The 22,692-nt window shown below is 67.9% G+C and carries 21 protein-coding genes and 5 tRNA genes; 18 read left to right on the forward strand and 8 right to left on the reverse strand.

The annotated features are described in order from the left end of the window. Positions 1-30: 30 nt before the first annotated feature. The 3 genes from ASE35_RS01940 to ASE35_RS01950 form a co-directional block, all read right to left on the reverse strand. The gene (locus tag ASE35_RS01940) at positions 31-1,035 is read right to left on the reverse strand and encodes an NADP-dependent oxidoreductase (protein ID WP_057162819.1); all 1,005 of its coding nucleotides are present in this window, start codon (positions 1,033-1,035) and stop codon (positions 31-33) included. A gap of 108 nt (positions 1,036-1,143) precedes the next feature. Further along, entirely contained in the window at positions 1,144-1,968 is an 825-nt protein-coding gene (locus ASE35_RS01945; RefSeq protein ID WP_056173317.1) for an oxidoreductase, read from the reverse strand. Between the two features lie 91 nt (positions 1,969-2,059). Then, entirely contained in the window at positions 2,060-2,641 is a 582-nt protein-coding gene (locus ASE35_RS01950) for a TetR/AcrR family transcriptional regulator (protein WP_057162821.1), read from the reverse strand. Positions 2,642-3,003: 362 nt separating this feature from the next. On the opposite strand from ASE35_RS01950, the gene ASE35_RS01955 reads away from it, so the two are divergent. From ASE35_RS01955 to ASE35_RS02015, 13 genes are all read left to right on the forward strand, one after another. After that, positions 3,004-3,891, forward strand: a complete 888-nt coding sequence (locus ASE35_RS01955) for a methyltransferase domain-containing protein (protein ID WP_057162823.1) — start codon at positions 3,004-3,006, stop codon at positions 3,889-3,891. A gap of 194 nt (positions 3,892-4,085) precedes the next feature. Beyond that, on the forward strand, positions 4,086-4,400 hold the full coding sequence (locus ASE35_RS01960; protein ID WP_057162824.1) for a hypothetical protein: 315 nt from the start codon (positions 4,086-4,088) through the stop codon (positions 4,398-4,400). Positions 4,401-4,489: 89 nt separating this feature from the next. After that, positions 4,490-4,575: transfer RNA gene (locus ASE35_RS01965), tRNA-Leu, on the forward strand. A gap of 35 nt (positions 4,576-4,610) precedes the next feature. Next, positions 4,611-5,240 carry an alpha-ketoglutarate-dependent dioxygenase AlkB gene (locus ASE35_RS01970; protein ID WP_057162826.1) on the forward strand — a complete coding sequence of 210 codons (630 nt, stop codon included), beginning with the start codon at positions 4,611-4,613 and terminating at the stop codon, positions 5,238-5,240. A 171-nt stretch (positions 5,241-5,411) separates the two neighbouring features. Beyond that, complete coding sequence (gene tig, locus ASE35_RS01975; protein WP_056173332.1) at positions 5,412-6,710, forward strand: trigger factor; 1,299 nt, start codon at positions 5,412-5,414, stop codon at positions 6,708-6,710. Positions 6,711-6,876: 166 nt separating this feature from the next. Continuing rightward, the gene (clpP, locus tag ASE35_RS01980; RefSeq protein WP_056173335.1) at positions 6,877-7,503 is read left to right on the forward strand and encodes an ATP-dependent Clp endopeptidase proteolytic subunit ClpP; all 627 of its coding nucleotides are present in this window, start codon (positions 6,877-6,879) and stop codon (positions 7,501-7,503) included. A gap of 186 nt (positions 7,504-7,689) precedes the next feature. Continuing rightward, the gene (gene clpX, locus ASE35_RS01985) at positions 7,690-8,982 is read left to right on the forward strand and encodes an ATP-dependent Clp protease ATP-binding subunit ClpX (RefSeq protein ID WP_056173339.1); all 1,293 of its coding nucleotides are present in this window, start codon (positions 7,690-7,692) and stop codon (positions 8,980-8,982) included. 247 nt (positions 8,983-9,229) lie between these two features. Continuing rightward, on the forward strand, positions 9,230-11,662 hold the full coding sequence (lon, locus tag ASE35_RS01990) for an endopeptidase La (RefSeq protein WP_056173342.1): 2,433 nt from the start codon (positions 9,230-9,232) through the stop codon (positions 11,660-11,662). A 221-nt stretch (positions 11,663-11,883) separates the two neighbouring features. Continuing rightward, complete coding sequence (locus tag ASE35_RS01995; protein WP_056173345.1) at positions 11,884-12,156, forward strand: HU family DNA-binding protein; 273 nt, start codon at positions 11,884-11,886, stop codon at positions 12,154-12,156. A gap of 11 nt (positions 12,157-12,167) precedes the next feature. Beyond that, a tRNA-Val gene (locus tag ASE35_RS02000) sits at positions 12,168-12,242 on the forward strand. 80 nt (positions 12,243-12,322) lie between these two features. Then, positions 12,323-12,399 (forward strand) — tRNA-Asp (locus tag ASE35_RS02005). Positions 12,400-12,508: 109 nt separating this feature from the next. Beyond that, positions 12,509-12,585 (forward strand) — tRNA-Asp (locus ASE35_RS02010). 196 nt (positions 12,586-12,781) lie between these two features. Next, positions 12,782-14,773 carry a peptidylprolyl isomerase gene (locus ASE35_RS02015; RefSeq protein ID WP_056173348.1) on the forward strand — a complete coding sequence of 664 codons (1,992 nt, stop codon included), beginning with the start codon at positions 12,782-12,784 and terminating at the stop codon, positions 14,771-14,773. 455 nt (positions 14,774-15,228) lie between these two features. On the opposite strand, the gene ASE35_RS02020 is transcribed toward ASE35_RS02015, so the two are convergent. From ASE35_RS02020 to gloB, 3 genes are all read right to left on the reverse strand, one after another. Further along, positions 15,229-16,020 carry an enoyl-ACP reductase gene (locus tag ASE35_RS02020; protein ID WP_057162827.1) on the reverse strand — a complete coding sequence of 264 codons (792 nt, stop codon included), beginning with the start codon at positions 16,018-16,020 and terminating at the stop codon, positions 15,229-15,231. Between the two features lie 127 nt (positions 16,021-16,147). Beyond that, positions 16,148-17,368 (reverse strand): lytic transglycosylase domain-containing protein, encoded by a 1,221-nt coding sequence (locus tag ASE35_RS02025; protein WP_057162828.1) that lies wholly within the window; start codon positions 17,366-17,368, stop codon positions 16,148-16,150. Then, entirely contained in the window at positions 17,365-18,144 is a 780-nt protein-coding gene (gene gloB / locus ASE35_RS02030; protein WP_056173356.1) for a hydroxyacylglutathione hydrolase, read from the reverse strand. The genes ASE35_RS02025 and gloB overlap by 4 nt, the downstream gene beginning before the upstream one ends. Before the next feature lie 122 nt (positions 18,145-18,266). Between gloB and ASE35_RS02035 the strand changes: the two genes are divergently transcribed. From ASE35_RS02035 to dnaQ, 3 genes are read left to right on the forward strand one after another with little or no spacing between them, the layout of a single operon-like run. After that, a complete protein-coding gene (locus tag ASE35_RS02035; RefSeq protein ID WP_162259007.1) occupies positions 18,267-18,968 on the forward strand; it encodes a methyltransferase domain-containing protein in 702 nt (233 codons plus the stop codon). Positions 18,969-19,012: 44 nt separating this feature from the next. Next, positions 19,013-19,471 (forward strand): ribonuclease HI, encoded by a 459-nt coding sequence (gene rnhA, locus ASE35_RS02040; RefSeq protein WP_235567166.1) that lies wholly within the window; start codon positions 19,013-19,015, stop codon positions 19,469-19,471. A 19-nt stretch (positions 19,472-19,490) separates the two neighbouring features. Continuing rightward, a complete protein-coding gene (gene dnaQ, locus ASE35_RS02045; protein WP_056173365.1) occupies positions 19,491-20,210 on the forward strand; it encodes a DNA polymerase III subunit epsilon in 720 nt (239 codons plus the stop codon). 190 nt (positions 20,211-20,400) lie between these two features. Here the strand turns inward: dnaQ and ASE35_RS02050 are convergent, their stop codons facing one another. Then, positions 20,401-21,105, reverse strand: coding sequence for a PP2C family serine/threonine-protein phosphatase (locus ASE35_RS02050; protein WP_056173368.1), 705 nt, complete (start codon positions 21,103-21,105; stop codon positions 20,401-20,403). Positions 21,106-21,375: 270 nt separating this feature from the next. Continuing rightward, positions 21,376-21,466 (reverse strand) — tRNA-Ser (locus ASE35_RS02055). A gap of 97 nt (positions 21,467-21,563) precedes the next feature. Here ASE35_RS02055 and ASE35_RS02060 point away from each other — a divergent pair. Both ASE35_RS02060 and ASE35_RS02065 read left to right on the forward strand, forming a co-directional pair. Next, a complete protein-coding gene (locus ASE35_RS02060; protein WP_057162830.1) occupies positions 21,564-21,974 on the forward strand; it encodes a DUF6165 family protein in 411 nt (136 codons plus the stop codon). Positions 21,975-21,987: 13 nt separating this feature from the next. Beyond that, on the forward strand, positions 21,988-22,656 hold the full coding sequence (locus ASE35_RS02065) for a hypothetical protein (protein WP_057162831.1): 669 nt from the start codon (positions 21,988-21,990) through the stop codon (positions 22,654-22,656). The last annotated feature ends 36 nt before the right edge of the window (positions 22,657-22,692 follow it).

Below are 22,692 nucleotides of genomic sequence, written 5' to 3' on the forward strand. Positions count from 1 at the left end.
GCCTATGACGGCCGTCGGCGTTCGCGACCGCTATCCGACCATCTTGACGACGACCTTGCCTTTCGCGCGCCCTTTCGCCAGATAGTCCATCGCGTCGTTGGTGGCTGAGAACGGGAACACTTTATCCATGATCTGTCGGACGGCGCCGGATTCGATGAGCGCAGTGATCTTGCTCAGTTGCTCGCCATTGGCCTGCATGAAGACGAACGAGTAGCCGACGCCCTGCCGCTTGGCCTTGCGCCGAATGTCGAAACTCAACAGGCGCATGACTTGCTGGAGGGGCCAGCTCAAACCGCTGTGCTTGGCGAATTCCACATCCGGCGGGCCGGAGATCGAAATGAGTTTCCCTCCGGGCTTCAGCACCCTGAGGGACTGTTCCAGTGTGTCCTTGCCCAGGCTGTTCAGGACCACGTCGTAGCCACGCAGGACCTTTGTGTAGTCTTCATTCTTGTAGTCGACGACGACGTCCGCACCGAGGCTTCTGACCAGACCGACATTCTCCGTGCTGGTGGTCGTCGCCACCGTCGCGCCGAGGTGTTTCGCCAGTTGGATGGCGAAGGTGCCCACCCCGCCGGAGCCGGCATGGATCAGGACCTTCTGCCCCGTCTTCAGCTTGGCGCGTTCGACCAGCACCTGCCACGCGGTCAGGCCGACCAGCGGGATGGAGGCGGCTTCCGCCATGCTGAGATTCCTGGGCTTCAGCGCAACATCGGCTTCGTCCATCGCGATGAGCTCGGCGAACGTCCCGATGCGGCCCTGGTCCGGCCGCGCATACACTTCATCGCCGGGTTTGAAGCGGCGGACCTTTGCGCCGACGCGAACCACGACCCCGGCCACGTCGTTGCCCAGGATCAGCGGCAGTCGATAGGGCAGGATGAGCTTGAACTCGCCATCCCGGATCTTGGCGTCCAGTGGGTTCACACCCGCCGCATGGACGGCGACCAGGACATCCTGCTCGCGCACTTCCGGTTCCGGCACTTCTTCCAGGCGCAATGGGCCGTTGCTCTGGTAACGGTCGACGATGAAGGCCTTCATGACTGCTGCTCTCGGTGTATGGCCCGGGCCGACTTGAAGCGGACGGTGTCGACAGGGGCGGTGGTTCGCATGGCGGTGCGTCGAGGGTTGTGGACCGCCCGGTGGCGGCTAGGCCTTGGGACTGTCGAGCCGCAGATCCTTTCGAATGCCGGCGTCCACCCACCGGGTCGGCGCGAACCTGCGCAACAGCCTCAGACGATTCGCCAGCCCGCCGGCCGTGTAGCGGAGTTTGGGTTGCGCGGCCGTGGCCGCTTTCAGTACGACCTCGGCCACGATGCTGGGTTCGTCGGCGCGGGCCATGACCTGCTCGAGTACCTTGTCCAGGAGCGCGCGAACTTCCCGATACTCATCGAGTTTCGAATCCGGAGCCAGAAAGTTCGAGTCGAACCGGGTCCTGGTGTAGGCGGGCTCGATCACCGAGACCCGGATGCCTCGTGTGCGCAACTCATGATCGAGCGACTCCGAATAGCCTTCGATCGCATGCTTGGTCGCGGCATAGAGGGCCCCATAAGGCATCGGAAGGAAACCCAGCACCGAGCCGATGTTGATGATGCGGCCAATGCCTTGGCGGCGCATGTGAGGCACGACGGCACGGGTCATGCGGATGAGCCCGAAGAAGTTGGTTTCGAAGATCGCCTTGGCCTGCTCGATCGAGCTCTCCTCCGCTCCGGCCGGCGCGACGCCGAAGCCGGCGTTGTTGACGAGCAGGTCGATACGGCCCTCCTGTCGTATCAGCGCGCTCACGGCGGCTTCGACCGATTCGTCGCTGGTCACGTCCAGCGACAGCATCGCGAACGAGCGTTGTATCGACTGAGCGCCGTGTCGGCTGGTGCCGTAGACCTTGTAGCCCGCCATCGCGAGCCGCTGCGCCGTGGCTTCGCCGATGCCGGATGAAGCGCCGGTTACGAGCGCGATGGATTCCTTGATCTTCATGAGCTGCCTTCAGTCGGTGGGGCGGGCGTGCATTGAATATGATGTTCGTCATATTCGAGGTCGAGCGCATCGGCATGAGCACGTATTGCGCTCAGTCCTGGGAGGGCGTGAGCTGCTTCAAGGCAGCCTCGCGCAGGCCTTCGGATAGCTTGGGGTCGTCGACGGCGCGCGCCAGCACCAAGGTGCCGACCATCGCCGCGATGGTGAAGAGGGCGTGCTCGTGCGCGCTGGGTTGTCCCCAGTCGCGCGACTGGCGGGCGACGAGATCGATCATCTCCTTGATCCGCCGCGTGGCGGCACGTCTGACCTCGGGCGCCTGGCGCGGCATCTCCGATCCGAGCGCTGCGGTCGCACATCCCGTCTCGATGCTTGCCAGGTGTTGCTCGGAGAGATAAGCCCGCATCATGGCCGGAAGCGCCTGTTGCGGCGGCAAGCTGGCGGCGATCTGCTCCATCATCGCCACGCTTTCGCCGCCGGCGCGGTCCGCCGCCTCGGCGAGCATTGCCTCGCGCGACGCGAAATGCGCATAGAAGCCGCCGTGCGTCAGACCGGCGTCTTTCATGATGTCCGCGACGCCGGTGCCGTTGTAGCCGCTGCGCCGTATGGCGCGTGCGGCGGCGTCGACTATCCGATCGTGGGTGGCTTCTTTGGAGCGGGTGGCGGCTCGTTTCATATGATGGTCATCATATTTAGTTTGAGCGCACGATGCAAACGGCTTTCCGGAGCCGGTCGCCGCCGTTGCGGGGCAGGGTTTCGACGGCACGCCGACGAGCGTGCTTATGCGCCGATTTTCCGCAGAGAGCGAACGGTGTCGCCGTTGCCTTTTGCGTAACCGATTGATTTGTAATTGAACTATGCCGTTCCCCTAGCCTTGCCGGGCTAGCCGACCGATGCGGAAAGCAAGCGCGCGCGGCCAGGGGCTGTCGCGTTGGGCAGCCATGGACGACCCACTTGGATTCGTCCAAGGTAATCGCCCGAACGCGTACGGCGCCGCGACCGCAGGCCTTCGCGATAAGGATCTGGGCAACGACAGCGATGGCGGACCGCAACATCGAACTCGAACTTTTCGCACGATCCCATCCAACCACCGCATTGCAGGGGCTGCTCGAGCAACTGGAGGGCGATCGGGCGCTACTCGAACCCGAGGCGCTGCCGGCGCGCTCGCGTGCACTGGACGGGCTCGAACGCGCCCTGGGCCTCGATGTCGGCGACGATGCCGAACGCGCGCGCGCCGACGCATTGCGGGGCCGGCTGGAGGCATTGGACCGTGCGCTCTGCGACGGGCTGCGCGAGGACCTGCGTCGCGGCGGCGGAGGCGCCGGATTGCTGGACTGGGCCGCCCGCTGCTTCATCGCCGAAACGGAGACCGGCGAACACTACGATCCCCTCGACGAACTCGTCAGCGGCGTGCTGCGCCTGCCTGCGCCCGGCGACGAGATCGGCGCGCTGGCGGAGGAGATGGTGTTCTATCAGCCCACGCCGGCGCGGCATGTCTTCGATCTGCTGCGGCGTCTGTCGCTGTGCGCCGACGATGTGGTGCTCGACCTCGGCGCCGGCCTCGGCCATGTACCGCTGCTGGTCGCGGCCTGCACCGAGGCGCGCGCGCACGGCGTGGAGATCGAGCCGGCCTATGTGGCCAGTGCGCAAGCCTGCGCCGCCGAGCTGGGGCTGAGGCGCGCCACGTTCGCCTGCGCGGATGCGCGCGCGGTCGATCTGGGCCAGGCGACAGTCTTCTATCTGTACACGCCGTTCACCGGCGCGATCCTGCGCCAGGTGCTGGACGCGATCGCGCAACAGGCGCGATCGCGCGCGATCCGCGTCTGCACGCTGGGGCCCTGCACCGCGGTAGTCGCCGCCGAGCCTTGGCTTGCGGGCGACGCGCGGCCGCCGAGCGACCGGATCGCGGTGTTCCGCAGCCGCTGACCGCAGCGGTCGCCGCTGTCGTGAGCGAGTCGCGCCTGAGGCGATATCTGGAAATGAAGCAGACGGAGGCGGCAGAGGCCCGCTAGTCCGGAGCGCTGGGCCGGCAACCGGTTCGTCGCATCGCGGGCAGCGGTTAAGCCCGCGCTAGGGTGGTGTGGGTAGCCTGACAGCATCCACGGAAGAGGAGGGCGGTCATGCGCAAGCTTGGGTGGGGACTGGCGGTGGGCCTGGCTTTGTCGACGCCGGTTTGGGCCGCCGATACGGTCGCGTTCGGCAACCGGGTGCTCGTAACCGGCGATGCGGTGGGGCAGGTCTATCAGGTCGCCGGCGCGCCCAGCCGGATCAAGAAGATCGAGAACAAACGCGGCGCCGAGGTCGGCGAGCGTTTCGAGTATTACCGCGACGGCAAGACCACGCTGATCACGATCAAGGACGGCAAGGTCGCGGCGATCGACGAGGTCTACGGCTCCGCGCCCGTCGCCGCGCCCCCGATTCAGGCGCAGGACTGAGCGTCGGGCACGCTTCGCGCGCGACCGCTTTGCGCAAGGCGCCGCCGCGCGCCTAGAATGCCCGGCCCGCGTTGCGGGTCGGCGCGAACGCGAAAGTGGCGGAATTGGTAGACGCACTGGATTTAGGTTCCAGCGGGTAACCCCCGTGCGGGTTCGAGTCCCGCCTTTCGCACCAGCCCCGGCGCCGGCCTTGAGGAGCGCCCACCGCGCATGCAGGACCTGTTCGCCCCGGCCGACGGTTTCCAGACCCTGACGATGGACGGCGCCGATGTGGCGCTGCTGGCGCGCCTGGACCTGGGGCGGCCCGACGCCGAGGTGCTGGCCGAGCTGATCGCGGAGGTGCCCTGGCGCGCCGAGCGCATCGTGGTGTTCGGGCGCGAGGTCGCGCAGCCGCGCCTGAGCGCCTGGTACGGCGATACCGACGCCGCCTACACCTATTCCGGCCTGCACCTGCGGCCGCGCCCTTGGACGCCCTTGCTGGCCGACCTGAAACAGCGGGCGGAGCGCGCCAGCGGGGCCGATTTCAACAGCGTCCTGCTCAACTACTACCGCGATCATCGCGACGGCATGGGCTTTCACGCCGACGACGAGCCCGAGCTGGGCCCGGCGCCCACCATCGCCTCGCTAAGCCTGGGCGAGCGCCGGGTGTTCGTGATGAAGCGCCGCCTCGCGCGCGGGGCGCCGCCCAGCGCGGTCGCGCCGGTGCGCATCCCCCTGGACTCCGGCAGCCTGCTGCTGATGCGCGGCCAGACCCAGCGCCACTGGCTGCACGGCATCGCCAAGCTCGCCCGGCCCTGCGGACCGCGGGTGAACCTGACCTTCCGTCGCATCCTGCGCTGAGCCGGCACCCGTACGATCCGTGCCGCCAGGCGACCTTCGGACGCCCGGCTGGCAGCGCGGCCCGTAATCGGCGAAACTAGTAAGTTCCGCTGGAGGGCCTAGACCCGGCCAGCGGTCGGACAGGTCTTCAACATCGTGCCGCGACGGGCCGTCGCGGTAGCAGGAGTGGATATGCAAGTTTCGGTCGAATCGCTGGGTAATCTGGAACGCCGTCTGACCTTCAGTCTCCCGGCGGATCGCCTCGAGAGCCAGGTCGGCGGTCGCCTGCGCGAAATCGCGCGCGGCGCCAAGATCAAGGGTTTCCGTCCCGGCAAGGTGCCGGCCAAGGTGATCGAGCAGCGTTTCGGCGAGCAGGTCCGCGCCGAAGTGCTCGACGGCCTGCTGCGCGAAGGCTTCAGCAATGCCGTGCGCCAGGAGTCGCTGCAGATCGCCGGTAACCCGATGATCGAGCCGGCGGCCGCCGAGGGCGGCGAGCTGGCCTACGTGGCCACCTTCGAAGTGGTCCCGGATTTCGGCGACATCGACGTCGCCAAGCTCAATGTCGTGCGCCACACCTCCGACGTCGCCGATGCCGACATCGACGCGATGATAGAGAACCTGCGCCTGCAGCGCCGCACCTGGAACCCGATCGAGCGCGCCGCCGCCGCCGGCGACGCGGTCGAGATCGAAACCTGGTCGCAGGTCGGCGACGAGCGCATCCCCGCCGAGGGCGTGGAGCGCGGCGCGACCGTGATCGGTTCGGGCGCGATGTTCCCGGCGATCGAAGAAGCCCTGGTCGGCCTCAAGGCCGGCGAAGAGAAGGTCGCCCCGATCGAGTTCCCGGCCGAATGGCGCGTGCCGCAGTTCGCCGGCCGCACGGTCGAGGTCCACCTCAAGGCCACCACGGTGTCCGAGCCGGTGCTGCCCGAGGTCGACGCGGCCTTCATCAAGAGCTTCGGCATCAAGAGCGGCGACACCGAGCAGTTCCGCTCCGACATCCGCAGCAACCTGGAGCGCGAGCTCAAGGGCGCGCTGATGACGCGTCTGCGCCGCGAAGTGGGCGAGCAGCTGATCGCCGCCTACCAGCACGTGGAAATGCCGCCGAAGCTGGTCGAGGGCGAGGCCCGCGACATGGCCCGACAGACCGTCGAGCAGGCGCGCCGCCAGGGCCGCAACATCGAGGCCCCGGCCGACGCCTACCTGACCTTCATGGACAGCGCCCAGAAGCGCGTGCTGGTCGGCCTGCTGGTCGGCGAGATCGCGCGCCGCAACCAGCTGATGCTGGACCCGCGCCGCGTCAACGAGACCCTGAAGCTGATCGCCTCGACCTACGAGGAACCGCAGCAGGTGATCGAGTTGTACCGCAACGACCCGCAGCTGATGAACAGCCTGCAGGGCCGGGTGATGGAAGAGCAGGTGATCGACTGGATCGCCGAGCGCGCCCAGCACACCGAGCAGCCGCTCTCGTTCAGCGAAGCGATCCGCCAGTAAGTCTAGGCGGCGATCCCGCAGGAAGCGAACGCGCCAGGCCGGCGTCCCGAACCCGGGACGCCCTTGCGTAGAGGCCCGGCAGGCCCCAAGTTGGGCCTACCCGGGAACCTTCGGTGCCGCCGAAGGCTCTGCAAAGCATTCAACGTCAGCCATAGGTGCCGTCGAGATGGACAACCGAATCCAAGCCCTGAACCTCGTACCGATGGTGGTCGAACAGACCAGCCGCGGCGAGCGCGCGTACGACATCTATTCGCGCCTGCTCAAGGAGCGGGTGATCTTCCTGGTCGGCGGCGTCGACGATCATGTCGCCAACGTCATCGTCGCCCAGATGCTGTTCCTCGAGGCCGAGAACCCCGAGAAGGACATCAGCTTCTACATCAACTCGCCGGGCGGCGTGGTCACCGCGGGCATGGCGATCTACGACACCATGCAGTACATCAAGCCCGACGTGAGCACGATCTGCATCGGCCAGGCCGCCAGCATGGGCGCGCTGCTGCTCGCCGCCGGCGCCAAGGGCAAGCGCTACGCGCTGCCGAATTCGCGGGTGATGATCCACCAGCCCTCCGGCGGCTCGCAGGGCCAGGCCACCGATATCGAGATCCAGGCGCGTGAGATCCTGACCCTGCGTCAGCGCCTGAACGAGGTGCTGGCCAAGCACACCGGCCAGCCGATCGAGACCATCGCGCGCGACACCGAGCGCGACAACTTCAAGAGCGCCGAGGCTGCGCGCGAGTACGGTCTGGTCGACCAGGTGCTCGAGCGGCGTCCGGAAGACTCGATCCAGGCCGCCTGAGGCCGGGCCCGAGCCCGCGCGCAAGCCGTTGATCGAACTCCTGTTTTCGGCAGGCAATGAACATGGCGACCGGCCCGGGGACGGGCCGGAGCGCTGTGTTATCCTCGGGCCGACAACGCACCACGTAACTGCGGACGCGGCCCGAGCGGGCGCGCTCCGAGAACACCGCACCATTTGGGCAAAAGCATGAGCGACGATCGACAGGGACGCAGCACCGGCGATAGCAGCAAGATTCTCTATTGCTCGTTCTGCGGCAAAAGCCAGCACGAGGTCCGCAAGCTGATCGCGGGCCCGAGCGTGTTCATCTGCGATGAGTGCGTCGAGCTCTGCAACGACATCATCCGCGAGGAGCTCGAGGAGAAGGCGCAGTCGGCGCGCAGCCACCTGCCCAAGCCGCGCGAAATCCTCGAGGTGCTGGACCAGTACGTGATCGGCCAGCAGCGCGCCAAGCGCACCCTCGCGGTGGCCGTGTACAACCATTACAAGCGCATCGAGAGCCGTCAGAAGAACGACGACGTCGAGCTCGCCAAGTCCAACATCCTGCTGGTCGGTCCGACCGGTTCGGGCAAGACCCTGCTGGCCGAGACCCTGGCGCGATTGCTCAACGTGCCGTTCACCATTGCGGATGCGACCACGCTGACCGAAGCCGGCTACGTCGGCGAGGACGTGGAAAACATCATCCAGAAGCTCCTGCAAAAGTGCGACTACGACGTCGAGAAGGCGCAGCAGGGCATCGTCTACATCGACGAGATCGACAAGATCTCGCGCAAGAGCGACAACCCCTCGATCACCCGCGACGTGTCGGGCGAAGGCGTGCAGCAGGCGCTGCTGAAGCTGATCGAAGGCACGGTCGCCAGCGTTCCGCCGCAGGGCGGCCGCAAGCACCCGCAGCAGGAATTCCTGCAGGTCGATACCCGCAACATCCTGTTCGTGGTCGGCGGCGCGTTCGCGGGGCTGGACAAGATCATCCAGCAGCGCAGCACCGAGGCCGGCGGCATCGGCTTCGGCGCCAAGGTCAAGAGCAGCGAGCGCAAGATCGAGGTCGGCAAGATCCTGGCCGAGGTCGAGCCCGAGGATCTGATCAAGTTCGGCCTGATCCCCGAGTTCGTCGGCCGCCTGCCGGTGGTCGCGACCCTGGAAGAGCTGGACGAGCAGGCCCTGGTCACCATCCTGACCGAGCCCAAGAACGCGATCACCAAGCAGTTCAAGAAGCTGTTCGAGATGGAGAACGTCGAGCTGGAGTTCCGCGCCGACGCGCTTACCGCGATCGCGCGCAAGGCGCTCAAGCGCAAGACCGGCGCGCGCGGCCTGCGCACCATCGTCGAATCGGTGCTGCTGGACACCATGTACGAACTGCCTTCGCTGGAGAACGTCAGCAAGGTGGTGGTGGACGAGTCGGTGATCGACCACAAGTCCGAGCCTTACCTGATCTACCAGACCCCGCCGGCCGCCGCGCCCAAGGTCGCCGCCGCGGACTGAACGCGGCCCCAGCGGCGTTCCCGGACGGGCGCCGCATATCGGCTGTAACCGGCTGATTCCATGACGGTTTTCCTGCACGGCCCGCGCTGCGAAGCGCGGGCCGCTTGCATCCTATGGCGCAGGCCCCCATAACCGTCGCAAGGGGCTGCATCGCCCGCGATCCCGGTCGGGGACGCCATCGACGGCGTCCGGTTCTACCTGCCGGATTTCCAGTATTTTTCAAGTGTTTTCTCCCCCCGGAGCTGTCATGACCGAACCCACCGAACGCGACGTGCTGGATCTGCCGGTGCTGCCGCTGCGCGACGTCGTCGTGTTCCCGCACATGGTCATCCCGCTGTTCGTCGGCCGCGACAAATCGATTCGCGCCCTCGACCTGGCGATGGAGTCCGATAAGCGCATCCTGCTGGTCGCCCAGAAGTCGGCCGAGACCGACGATCCCGGCGCCGAGGACCTGTACGCGATCGGCACCCTGGCGCATGTGCTGCAACTGCTGAAACTGCCCGACGGCACCATCAAGGTGCTGGTCGAGGGCGTGTCGCGCGTCGAGGTCGACGCCGTCGCCGAGCGCGACGGCGCCCTGGCCGGCCAGGCCCACGTGGTCGAGCCCGCGATCGACCGCGAGGAGCGCGAGATCGAGGCGATCGCGCGCTCGCTGATGACCCTGTTCGAGCAGTACGTGAAGACCAACCGCAAGCTGCCGCCGGAGCTGATGCAGACCCTGTCGGGCATCGACGAGCCCGGCCGCCTGGCCGACACCATCGCCGCCCACCTGGGCGTGCGCATCGGCGACAAGCAGAAGCTGCTGGAGACGCACGCCGTCGGCGCGCGCCTGGAACAGCTGGTCGGCCTGGTCGACGGCGAAATCGACGTGCAGCAGCTGGAGAAGCGCATCCGCGGCCGGGTCAAGTCGCAGATGGAGAAGAGCCAGCGCGAGTACTATCTCAACGAGCAGATGAAGGCGATCCAGAAGGAGCTGGGCGAGATCGACGACGCGCCCAACGACATCGACGAGCTCACCCGCAAGATCGCCGAAGCCGGCATGCCCAAGCCGGTCGAGACCAAGGCCCGCAACGAGCTCAACAAGCTCAAGCAGATGTCGCCGATGTCGGCCGAGGCCGCGGTGGTGCGCAATTATCTGGATTGGCTGCTGGGCGTGCCGTGGAAGAAGCGCAGCAAGGTGCGCAAGGACCTCAAGGCCGCGCAGGACGTGCTCGACGCCGACCACTTCGGCCTGGAGAAGGTCAAGGAACGCATCCTCGAATACCTCGCGGTGCAGACCCGCGTGAAGAACATGAAGGGCGCGATCCTGTGCTTGGTCGGCCCGCCGGGCGTGGGCAAGACCTCGCTGGGCCAGAGCATCGCCAAGGCCACGAACCGCAAGTTCGTGCGCATGTCGCTGGGCGGCGTGCGCGACGAGGCCGAGATCCGCGGCCACCGCCGTACCTACGTTGGTTCGATGCCGGGCCGGATCGTGCAGAACCTCAACAAGGTCGGCAGCAAGAACCCGCTGTTCGTGCTGGACGAGATCGACAAGATGTCGATGGACTTCCGCGGCGATCCGTCCTCGGCGCTGCTGGAGGTGCTGGACCCCGAGCAGAACAATTCCTTCAACGATCACTACCTCGAGGTCGATCTGGACCTGAGCGAGGTGATGTTCGTCGCCACCTCCAACTCGCTGAACATTCCCGGCCCGCTGCTGGACCGCATGGAAGTGATCCGGATCCCGGGTTACACCGAGGAGGAGAAGCTCAACATCGCCATGCGCTATCTGCTGCCCAAGCAGATCAAGGCCAACGGCTTGAAGGTCGACGAAATCAAGATCGCCGAGTCGGCGGTGCGCGACATCGTGCGCTACTACACGCGCGAATCGGGCGTGCGCAATCTTGAGCGCGAGATCTCCAAGATCTGCCGCAAGGTGGTCAAGGAAATCGCCCTGGCCGGCCCCAAGGCCAAGAAGAGCAAGGACGGTTCGGTCAACGTCGGCTCGAAGAATCTCGACAAATACCTGGGCGTGCGTCGCTTCGATTACGGCCGCGCCGAGGAGCAGAACGAGGTCGGCTTGGTCACCGGCCTGGCCTGGACCGAAGTCGGCGGCGACCTGCTGCAGGTCGAAGCCACGCTGGTGCCGGGCAAGGGCCAGCTGCTGCTGACCGGCCAGCTCGGCGACGTGATGAAGGAATCGGCCTCGGCCGCCCTGTCGGTGGTGCGCGCGCGCGCCGAACGCCTGGGCATCGACGTGGAATTCCTGCAGAAGCACGACGTGCACGTGCACGTGCCCGAGGGCGCCACGCCCAAGGACGGCCCCAGCGCCGGCATCGGCATGGCCACCGCGCTGGTGTCGATGCTGACCAAGAATCCGGTCAAGGCCGATGTCGCCATGACCGGCGAAATCACCCTGCGCGGACGCGTGCTGCCGATCGGCGGGCTCAAGGAAAAACTGCTGGCCGCGCTGCGCGGCGGCATCCGCACCGTGATCATTCCGGACGAGAACAAGAAGGATCTCGCCGACCTGCCCAAGAGCGTGACGCAAGGCTTGAAGATCGTGCCCGCGCGTTGGATCGACGAGGTCTTGGACATCGCGTTGGAGCGTCCGGTGACGCCGACGCCGGTGGCCGGTCCGGCCGAAGTTCCGGTGCGCGATGGCGGACAAGCATCGCCTCAGCCGGACGTCAAGCATTGACGGATTCCGTTGGTCGGAAAGCGATCGAATCGGCTGGAAGGCCCGTCGTTATTAGCTTTCAGGCTTGCACCCCCAAAATGCCGCTGGTATAACGACCGCAACCGCGCGAAAGCTGCCACAGACGCAGTAGGCGCGGCAAACTCGATCGGCGTGGCCCGCTCGCGCAGCGCGCCACGCCGATTCTCAGAACACGCGGTAACACCGCACAGGGAGTCCAAAGAATGAACAAGGGTGAATTCATCAGCGCCGTCGCCGATGCTGCCGAGCTGTCCAAGACCGACGCAGCCAACGCCGTCGACGCCGTTATCGGCGTGATCACGAAGGCGCTGAAGAAGGGCGACACCGTCACGCTCGTGGGCTTCGGTACGTTCCAGGTCCGTAAGCGCGCCGCGCGCCAGGGCCGCAACCCCAAGACCGGCGCCACCATCAAGATCAAGGCCTCGAAGAACCCGGCGTTCAAGGCTGGCAAGGCGCTGAAGGATGCTGTAAACTAAGCGACTCGCTCGGGTGCTTAGCTCAGCGGTAGAGCGTCTCCTTTACACGGAGAGGGTCGGGGGTTCGAAACCCTCAGCACCCACCAGATCAAACTGGCCCTACTGCTAAGCCGCCCGCCGGAAACGGCAGTGCCGCGAGGCGAAAGGCCAAAAGTTTCAAAAGTGCGGAGTGGTAGTTCAGTCGGTTAGAATGCTGGCCTGTCACGCCGGAGGTCGCGGGTTCGAGTCCCGTCCACTCCGCCAGTTTCGCCAAAAGCGCCGGAAACGGCGCTTTTGTTTTATATAAGTGAGGGTCCTCGATTTTGTTGCATAGCGGTAGAATCGTCGGCTCGAGTTTCCAGGTTCAAACAGCGGAGTGGTAGTTCAGTCGGTTAGAATGCTGGCCTGTCACGCCGGAGGTCGCGGGTTCGAGTCCCGTCCACTCCGCCAGTTTTGCCGAAGGCGCCGGAAACGGCGCCTTCTTTTTTGCCCGCGCTCCGGGATCCGGGTTCCAGGCCGGTCGCTTCGACGCCGTTCGCGATTTCGCCCCGGTCCGGAACCGGCGGCCCCGCCTGGGCCGGCCAGGCCCGCGCGCCCGGCCTCAAGCGCGCTAAACTGTCCGGCTTACGACCTACGCGACCCGGATATGCTGCAGAAACTTCGCGACAAGACTTCCGGCTGGATCGCCACCGCGATCCTCGGCCTGCTGATCATTCCCTTCGCCTTCGTCGGCATCGAGCAGTACATGGGCGCGCGCACCGACACCTCGGTCGCGCATATCGATGTGCCGCCCTCGTACTGGCAGAGCGCGCCGTCGTGGTGGCCGGTGTCGATGCTGTGGCAGCACGAGAAGATCGACTCCACCGATTTCCGCACCGCTTTCGAACAGGAGCGCCAGCGCCGCCGCGCGGCCGAGGGCGAGGCCTTCGATGCGCGCGATTTCGAGAGCAAGGAAAACAAGCTGGCGATCCTGGACCTGCTGATCGATCGGCGTGTGCAGGAACTGGCGTCCAAGAGCGAAGGCCTGGTGGTCAGCGACGCGCTGGTCAAGAAGACCCTGGCCGAAGTGCCGGCGTTCCAGGTCGACGGCAAGTTCAATCTCGATCGCTATCGTCTGGCCCTGGCCTCGCAGGTGCCGCCGCAAACGCCGACCCAGTTCCAGGAAACCGTGCGTCAGTCGCTGCAGCAGTCGCTGCTGGCCGGCGGCCTGGTCGAGAGCGAGTTCGTGACCTCGGCCGAGCTGGACCGCCTGATCCGCCTGATGGGCGAGACCCGCGACGTCGGCCTGGTGATGCTGCCGCAGCCGGCGCCCGACACCGGCGCTGTCAGCGCCGCCGAACTGCAGTCCTGGTACCAGGGCCACAGCGCCGATTACCGCGCACCGGAAACCGTGACCCTGGAATACGTGGAAGTGAACGCAGCCAGTGTGCCGCCGCCGGCGCCGGCCGACGAGGACACCCTGCGCAAGCGCTACGAGCTGGAAAAGAGCCGTTTCGTCGCTCAGGAGCAGCGTCTGGCTTCGCACATCCTGGTGCGCGTGGCCGACGGCGCCGACGCCGCGGCGCAGAAGGCCGCAGAGCAGAAAGCGACCCAGTTGACCGCACAGGCCAAGGCCGCGGGCGCCGACTTCGCCGCGCTGGCGCGCGCCAACAGCGACGACACCGGCTCCAAGGCCGGCGGCGGCGATCTGGGTTGGGTCAGCAAGGGCATGATGGTGGCGCCGTTCGAGCAGGCGCTGTTCGCCGCGCCGCAGGGCGCGATCGTGGGCCCGGTCAAGACCGACTTCGGCTGGCACGTGATCCAGGTGCGCGAGGTCAAGGCCGGCCAGCCGGAGACCTACGAGCAGGCACGCGAAGCCCTGGCGCGCGAGCAGGCCGAGGCCGACAGCGAACGCGTGGTCAGCGACTTCACCGGCCGCCTGGTCGATCTGGTCTACAAGAATCCGTCCTCGCTGGGGCCGGCCGCGCGCGAGATGAAGCTGCCGGTGCAGAAGTTGGGCCCGCTCACGCGCAATGGCGCGCGCAGCGGCGCCCAGGGCCTGGCCGCGAACCCGGCGCTGTTGCGCGCGGCGTTCTCCGACGCCCTGATCCAGGGCGGCACGGTCAGCGACCCGATCGAGATCGCTCCCGGTAACAGCGTGCTGATCCGCGTGACCGCGCATACGCCCGAGCGTTCGCAGCCGCTGGCGCAGGTGCGCGATCAGGTGATCGCGGCGGTGCGCGCCGACCGCGCCACCAAGGCCGCGACCAAGGAAGCCGACGCGCTGCTGGCGCGTCTGCGTGGCGGCGAGACCCTGGAAGCGGTGGCGACCTCCAAGCAGCTGCCGGCGCCGCACGCGATCCCGAACCTGCCGCGCGGCGCGCCGATTCCGGACCCCAGCGTGAGCGAGGCCGTGTTCGCGGTCGCGCCGCCCGCGGCCGGCAAGGTCACCCCGGGCAGGGCAATGCTGCCGGACGGCCGCGCGGTGCTGTTCGCGGTCAGCAAGGTCACCCCGGGCGATCTGGCCCAGGTTCCGCCGCCGCAGCGCGAACAGATGCAGACCCAGCTGGCCCAGATCAGCGGCGCCGACGACATCAAGGCGCTGGTCGCCGCGCAGCGCAAGCGCATGAAGGTGACGGTGGTCGATCAGAATCTCTGATCGGTACTGGCGTTATCGCAACGAAAAGCCCGGCATCTCGCCGGGCTTTTTGCTTTTGGGTTCTTGATGGCGGCGCTTGCGACTCGCTTCTCCCGCTTGCGGCGACCGAAGGAACCGCAAAGCCGAGAAGGGGCCCGGAGGGCGGACGTGTGCAGCGCGTGAGGTAGGGCTGCTGCGCGCTTGCGGCGACGACTCGCACCTCAGCCCGATCGCACAGCGATCGGGCTGAGGTGCCGCTCAAGCCGATGGCTCGTAAGGCCGGCCCCTCACTCCGCAAGCCGCAGAGGGGCTAAAGCGGTGAGACGACTTCGCTATTCCTTCTCCCGCGTGCGGGAGAAGGTGCCCGAAGGGCGGATGAGGGCAGCGCATCAGGTTGGGATGGCGCAAAGAAAAAGCCCGGCATCGCACCGGGCTTTTCTGGTCTTGTCACTCGCGCGCCTAAGCGCAGCCCCCACTCACTCGCTCTCGATCCCCGTCATGCCCAGGATGTTGTAGCCCGAGTCGACATAGGTGATCTCGCCGGTCACGCCCGAGGCCAGATCCGAGCACAGGAAGGCGGCGACATTGCCGACCTGTTCGATCGTAACCGTGCGGCGCATCGGCGCGTTCTCCTCGACATGGCCGAGGATCTTGCGGAAGCCGGCGATGCCGGCCGCGGCCAGGGTCTTGATCGGGCCGGCCGAGATCGCGTTGACGCGGGTGCCTTCCGGGCCGAGGTTGTAGGCCAGGTAGCGCACGGTCGCTTCCAGGCTGGCCTTGGCCACGCCCATGACGTTGTAGCCGGCCAGGGCGCGTTCGGCGCCCAGGTAGCTCAGGGTCAGGATCGAACCGTTGCGGCCCTGCATCTGCGGGCGCGCGGCCTTGGCCATCGCGGCCAGCGAATAGGCCGAGATGTCGTGGGCGATGCCGAAGTTCTCGCGGGTCAGGCCGTCGAGGAACTGGCCGGCGATGGCTTCGCGCGGGGCGTAGGCGATCGCGTGGACCAGGATGTCGAAACCGTCCCAGTGCTGGCCGAGCTCGGCGAAGCAGGCCGCGATCTGCTCGTCGCTGGTGACGTCCAGCGGGATCACGATGTTGCTGCCGTACTCGGCGGCGGCCTTCTCCACGCGGGTCTTGAGCTTCTCGTTCTGGTAGGTGAACGCCAGTTGCGCGCCTTCGCGGTGCATGGCCTCGGCGATGCCGCTGGCGATCGAACGCTCGCTGGCGATGCCGGTGATCAATGCGCGCTTACCTTGCAGGAAACCCATGTGCACTCCCTAAAACTTGCGGTGGACGCGGCCGTCGTGGGCCGCGCGTCGGAACCGCCCGACCGGTGCGCGGTCGAGCAAAGACTCTAGTGTACCCGCGCGATGGCGACGGACGATCCGGTACGGTTCACGGCGCTTTCGCCCCGGGTGTATCGATCAGCAGGGCCTGGCCGGGCTTGAGCACGGCGTTGGCGCCCAGGCCGTTGCGTTGCAGCAGGTCGGCCACGCGGATGCCGTAACGGCGCGCGATGGTCCAGGCGTTGTCGCCGCGGGCGACGGTGTGGCGGCGCGGCTCGCCGGCGCTGCCGGTGTCGGCGGCGGGCGCCTGCTCCGTCGCCGCGGCCGGCACGCTGGCGGTGCTGGTGGCCTGCGCCTGGTCGCCGTCGACGCCGCCGATCGCGCCCGCGGGCACCGCCAGCAGCGGCGCGCGCGCGGCGCCGGCCTGGCCGATGCGGCCGCCGGCGAAGACCGGGTTGAGGCGTTGCAGTTGGGCCGCGTCCTGGCCACTGCGGCGCGCCCAGGCGGCGATGTCGGCGACGTCGTCGGGCACGGTCACCGCTTGCAGGCGCGGCACCGGGCGGTCCAGCGCGCGCAGCCATTCCTCGCGATCGTCGGCCTGCTCCATCAGGCAGGACAGCGCATGCAGTTTGCGCACATAGGCCTGGGTGATGTCGGACAGGCCGGTCAGCTGTTCGGGCTTGGCGTTGCGCGCGACCTGGCCGTTGCGCTTGAGCGCGCCCAGGATGCGGTATTCGCCGGCGTTGTAGGCCATCACGGTCAGGCGCCAGTCGCCGGCGAACATGCCGTGCAGGGTTTTCAGATAACGCACCGCGGCCTGGGTCGAATCCACCGGCGACAGGCGGCCGTCGTAGCCGGCGAGGATCGGCACGCGGTGATTGCGCGCGGTCAGCGCGATCATCTGCCATAGCCCGGCCGGCCCGGCGGCGCTGCGCGCGCCCGGCTTGTAGCCACTTTCGACGAACGGGATCAGCGCGTACTCGGTGGGCAGGTGGGCCTCGCGCAGCGCGTCGACCACGTAGCCGAACAAGGGCAGGGTGTCGTCGTTGCTGGCGGCCAGGCGCTTGGGCGCGGTGGCGAAGTGCTGGCGCCAGCGTGTGCTGGCGCCGGCTTCGCAGGTCGGATCGGCCAGGCCTTCGCGGAAGCGCTGGTAGATCTCGCGGCCGTTGCGGGTCGGGCCGGGGATCGCGGCTTGCGGCGCGGGCTCGGCGGCCGCGGCCGGCGTGGATGCGGCAGCGGCGGCGGATTGAGCGAACGCGGGCGCGCCGCATGCGGCCGCCAGCGCCAACGCGACCGCGGCGAGGCGACCGGCCTTGCGGGCCCGGCTCATGCCTGGAACCCGTCTTTCCAGCGCCGCAATTCGGCGAAGGTGTCGATGTCGTCCTCGGGTTCGCGGCGCAGGCGCCGGGCCACGGCCGCGCGTACCTCGGGCTGATGCACGCGCAGGAAGGGATTGGCTGCGACTTCGTCGGCCAGGGTGCTGGGCAGGGTCGGACGTCCGGCGTTGCGCATGGCCTGGGCTTCCTCGATGCGGCGCAGCAGCGCCGGGTTGGACGGCTCCACCGCGCGCGCGAAGGCGGCGTTGGACAGGGTGTATTCGTGGCCGCAGCACAGGCGGGTGTCGCCGGGCAGGGCGGCCAGGCGCGACAGCGAGGTGTGCATCTGGGCCGGGGTGCCTTCGAACAGACGGCCGCAGCCCAGGCTGAAGAGGGTGTCGCCGCTGAACAGCAGGCCGTGGCCGCCCACGTCCTCCAGGTGATAGGCGATGTGGCTGAGGGTGTGGCCGGGCACGGCGAGCACGCGCGCGCTCCAGCCGCCCAGGTGCAGGCGCACGCCGTCGCCGACGCGCGCGGTGGCGGCGCCGATGCGGTCGTCGTCGGGCGCGAACACCGGGATGCCCGGCCAGTGGGCGAGGATGGCCTCGACCCCGCCGATGTGGTCGTTGTGGTGGTGGGTCAGCAGGATCCCGGTCGGGCGCAGACCATGCACGGCCGCGCCCAGCACCGGCGCGGCGTCGCCGGGGTCGACGATCAGCGCCGACTCGTCGTCGGCCGACAGCGCCCAGATGTAGTTGTCGTTGAGGGCGGGCAGAGCCAGCAATCGCATTCGTTGAGCTCCTGGGCGGCCGGCCGCGCCGCGCTCCGCTGAACATGCAACTGAACAGGGCCGCGCCGCCGGGCCTGCGAAGGACCGCGCTTTCAAATGGATGTTCCGACAGAATGGCGACCATGCCCGCCCTGTCCACCGGCCGTCAACCCAATGCCGCCCTCGCCTGGTTCGGTGGGGTCGCCGGCCAGGGCCTGCTCGATGTCGAATCCGCGGCGATGGCGCGGGTGCTGGCCGGCTGTCAGGCCATGCCCTGGGCCTGGATCGGCGTCGACGCGACCTCGCCGCCGGGCGGCACCAGCACGCGTGGGGTGCGCCTGCGCCGCCAGGGCCAGGGCTTCGACGGCGCCTTCCGCAGCGCGCTGCCGCTGCCCCTGGCCAGCGAGGCCTTGGGTGCGATGCTGCTGCAGCACGTGCTAGACGACGGCATCGACCCGATGCCGCTGCTGGACGAATGCGCGCGGGTGCTCGCGCCCGGCGGCACCCTGTGGCTGGCCGCGCTCAATCCCTGGAGCCCCTACCGCGCGCGCTGGGCGCGTTCGGGCCTGCACGCCTACAACACCGGCGCCTGGCAGGCGATGTTGCGCGGCGCCGGCTTCGCCTCCGACTCGGTGAGCCTGCAATGGCTGGGCCCGCTGTGGCGGCCCGCGCACGGCGCGGTCGGTATCGGCGCCGCCGACCGTCTGCGCGCGGGCATCGGCCTGACCGTGTCCAAGCGCGTGCATGCCCTGATCCCGCCGGCGCGGCTGCGCAATTTGCGCTGGCAGGCCGGCGGCGCGATGGTCGGAACGAATGCGCGCCGTTGCGCGCCGCAGCGGCGATAATGCGCGGCCCTCAGACAGGACCGCAGGCTTTGCAAGATCACGCACTGGCGACCGAAACCAAAACCGTCGACATCCACACCGACGGCGCCTGCCTGGGCAACCCCGGGCCCGGCGGCTGGGCCGCGCTGCTGCGCTACAAGGGCCGCGAGCGCGAGCTGTCCGGCGGCGAGCCCGACACCACCAACAACCGCATGGAGCTGATGGGCGCGATCATGGCCCTGGAAGCGCTGATCGAGCCCTGCGTGGCGACCCTGCACACCGACTCGCAGTACGTGCGCAAGGGCATCACCGAATGGATGGGCAACTGGGTGCGGCGCGGCTGGAAGACCGCCGGCGGCGACCCGGTCAAGAACCGCGATCTGTGGGAGCGCCTGCACCAGGCCAACCTGCGCCACAAGGTCGAATGGAAGTGGGTCAAGGGCCATTCCGGCGACCCCGACAACGAGCGCGTCGACGTGCTGGCGCGCACCCAGGCGCAGCGCTACCGCAGCGTCGCGCGCTGAGTTCGGCGAGAATCGACCCATGCGCCAAGTCATCCTGGATACCGAGACCACCGGCCTGAGCTGGGAGCGCGGTAACCGCGTGGTCGAAATCGGCTGCGTCGAGTTCGTCGAGCGCCGCCCCACCGGCCGGACCTTCCACACTTATTTGAACCCCGAGCGCGAATTCGAGCCCGGGGCGCAGGAAGTCACCGGCCTGACCTTGGAGTTTCTGGCCGACAAGCCCAAGTTCGAGACCATCGTCGACGAGTTCCTGGCTTTCATCGACGGCGCCGAGCTGGTCATCCACAACGCGGCCTTCGACGTCGGCTTTCTCGACAACGAACTGGCGCTGGCCGGGCCGCAGTACGGCAAGCTCGGCGACCGCGCCACCATCGAGGACTCGCTGCTGCTCGCGCGTCAGCGTTTCCCGGGCCAGCGCAATTCGCTGGACGCGCTGTGCAAGCGCCTGGGCGTGGACAACGCCCATCGCCAGCTGCACGGCGCGCTGCTCGACGCCCAGTTGCTGGCCGAGGTCTATATCGGCCTGACCTCGGGCCAGAGCGATCTGGGCTTCGGCCAGGGCGAGGACGGCGGCGGCCAGTCCGCGGCAGCGGTGTTCGATCTGGACGCCAGCGCGCCGCGTCCGCGCGTGCAGATCAGCAGCGAGGAACGGGCCGCGCACGAGGCGCGCCTGGAGAAGCTGCGCAAGAAGGCGGGGAAGTGTTTGTGGGATGCGATGGAGGCTCCCGCGACGACGTAGGGGCGCCTCGCTGCTTTGTGCAGGCACGATAGGGTGCAAGGGTAGGGTGCGGTGGTAACCGCACCATCGTCATCCGGCCTGCTACGTGGCGATGCGGTTCGCCTGTGGCTCACCGCATCCTACGAGTCGAATCGGAATGGGGGGCGGCCGTAGACTGCGGTGACAACCGCAGCATCGCCATCGGCGATGCCTAGTGGCTGCGGACCAGGATCACCGTGACGTTGTCCGAGCCGCCGCCGTCCAGCGCGGCCGCGACCAGGCTGTCCACGCATTCCTGCGCGCTGCAGTCGTTGTGCGCGAGCACGCGCGCGATGCTGCGGTCGTCGACTTCCTCGGTCAGGCCGTCGCTGCACAGCAGCAGCTGCATGCCGGGGCGGAGCTCGCCGGTCATGGTCTCGACGTTCAGATTGCGCGGGTCGGTCACGCCCAGGGCCTGGGTCACCACGTTGCGATGCGGATGGCTGCGCGCCTGCTCGTGGGTGATCGCGCCGTTGGCGATCAGTTCCTGGACGTAGCTGTGGTCCTGCGAGAGCTGGGCCAACTGACCGTCGCGCCACAGGTAGACCCGGCTGTCGCCCACCCACGCAACCTCGAATCGGTTGCCGTTGACGCGCGCGGCGACCACCGTAGTGCCCATGGGCAGGGCGTCGTTGCGGCGGCGCGAGGTGCGGATGATCTCCTCGTCGGCGATCCGAATGGCCTGGGCCAGCGGGGTGCCGTCGCGGACTTCGCGCACGATGGCCTCGCGCGCTAGCGCGCTGGCGACCTCGCCGTACTCATGCCCGCCCATTCCGTCGGCGACCAGCCACAGGCCCAGTTCGCTGTCACCGTAATAGGTGTCTTCATTGAGCTCGCGGCGCAGGCCGACATGCGTCAGGTGTCCGAATTCGATCATGAGTCGATCATGCCGGTCGCGTTTGTCGGAGGCTCTTCGAGTAGTAAACGGAATCATCGGGGCGTAGCGGCCGTGCGGCAAGCGACGGTCGCATTCCCCCTCACGACCATGCCCGGTGTTGCAGTAACGAAACATGACCGGAGCCGCGCATCATCGCGTAAAAAACATGCTGTGCGGCACGGTTCGGCGCTATTCCCGCACGATCCGGCGCCGCCGGCAGGGCCGCGGCCAACAAAAAAGCGGGCCCGGTCGGGCCCGCTTTGCATAATCTGGCGGAGAGGGGGGGATTCGAACCCCCGGTACGCTATAAACGTACGCCTGATTTCGAGTCAGGTACATTCAACCACTCTGCCACCTCTCCGGGTGCAGTGAGCCGGGAATGATACGGGGCGCGAAGCCTTCCGACAAGGCATGCGTCCGGGCGGCTACACTGTGGCCCCCCTGAACGAAACGCTGCCATGTCCGAAATCCTGGTTCCGGTGTCCTTCGGCGAACTGCTGGACAAGATCGCCATCCTGCAGATCAAGTCCGAGCGCATGAGCGACCCGGCCAAGCTGGCCAACGTGCGCAACGAGCTGTCCGCCTTGGAGCAGACCTGGATGGCCCATCCGGCCGCCGGCCACGACATCGTGCGCCTGCGCGCCGAGCTCAAGGCCGTGAACGAGCGCCTGTGGGCGATCGAGGACGACATCCGCATCAAGGAAAAGGCCCAGGCCTTCGACGCCGAGTTCGTGCGCCTGGCGCGCAGCGTCTATTTCGAGAACGACGAGCGCGCCCGGATCAAGAAGGACATCAACCTCGCGCTGGGTTCCAGCTACGTCGAGGAAAAGTCCTACGAGGACTACAAAAGCGGCGCCGCCGCGCCCTGAGTCGGTCCGGCGCATGCCGACCTCGCCGCAGGGACGCGAACCCGGGCCGCGCGTCGCCGGCGCCTGGCTCTACGACGACTTGCTGGCCTGGTTGTGTCCCGGCGGCCTGCTGCTGACCGCGCTGGCCCTGCGTTACCCGGATAGCCTGCGCCTGCTGCGCGCGCAGGCGCCGGAACTGACCCTGCCGACCTGGTTCGCCGGGGCCTATGTGCTGGGCCTGGCCTTGAGCCCGCTCGGGCGTCTGGTCTATGCCTTCGCCCAGGCCATCGTCTGGCCGCGGCTGCGCCAGGCCTGGGCGCCGGCGATCGCGTTCCTGGCCCAGCGCCTGCAGCGCGACGAGGGCCTGACCCTGCCCGACGCCGCGCACATGTCGACCTCGGTGTTCCACGACGTCGACCGGCGCATGCGCGAGTATCTGGAGGCGGTCGATCCGTCCTCGCGGCAGGCGCTGAACCGCATGAAGGTGCTGTGCAGCCTGGCCTGCAACGCGGCGGCCGCGGCCCTGGTGTTCGTCGCGATCGACGCGGCGCTTGGCGGCTACCGCTACTGGAGCAACGCTCAGGTCGGCATCGCCGCGCTCGCGATCGCGCTGGCCCTGGTCGCGGCGGTGTACCGCGAACGCCGGCGCCAGCGCACCCAGCTGTCGATCTGGCGACGCCTGCAGGTCGGCGCGAACGACTGATCTCCGGCAGACGCCGGCGGCCTGGACACGCGGGGC

The sequence above is a fragment of the Lysobacter sp. Root916 genome (genome assembly GCF_001429785.1).
Lineage (GTDB): Bacteria > Pseudomonadota > Gammaproteobacteria > Xanthomonadales > Xanthomonadaceae > Lysobacter.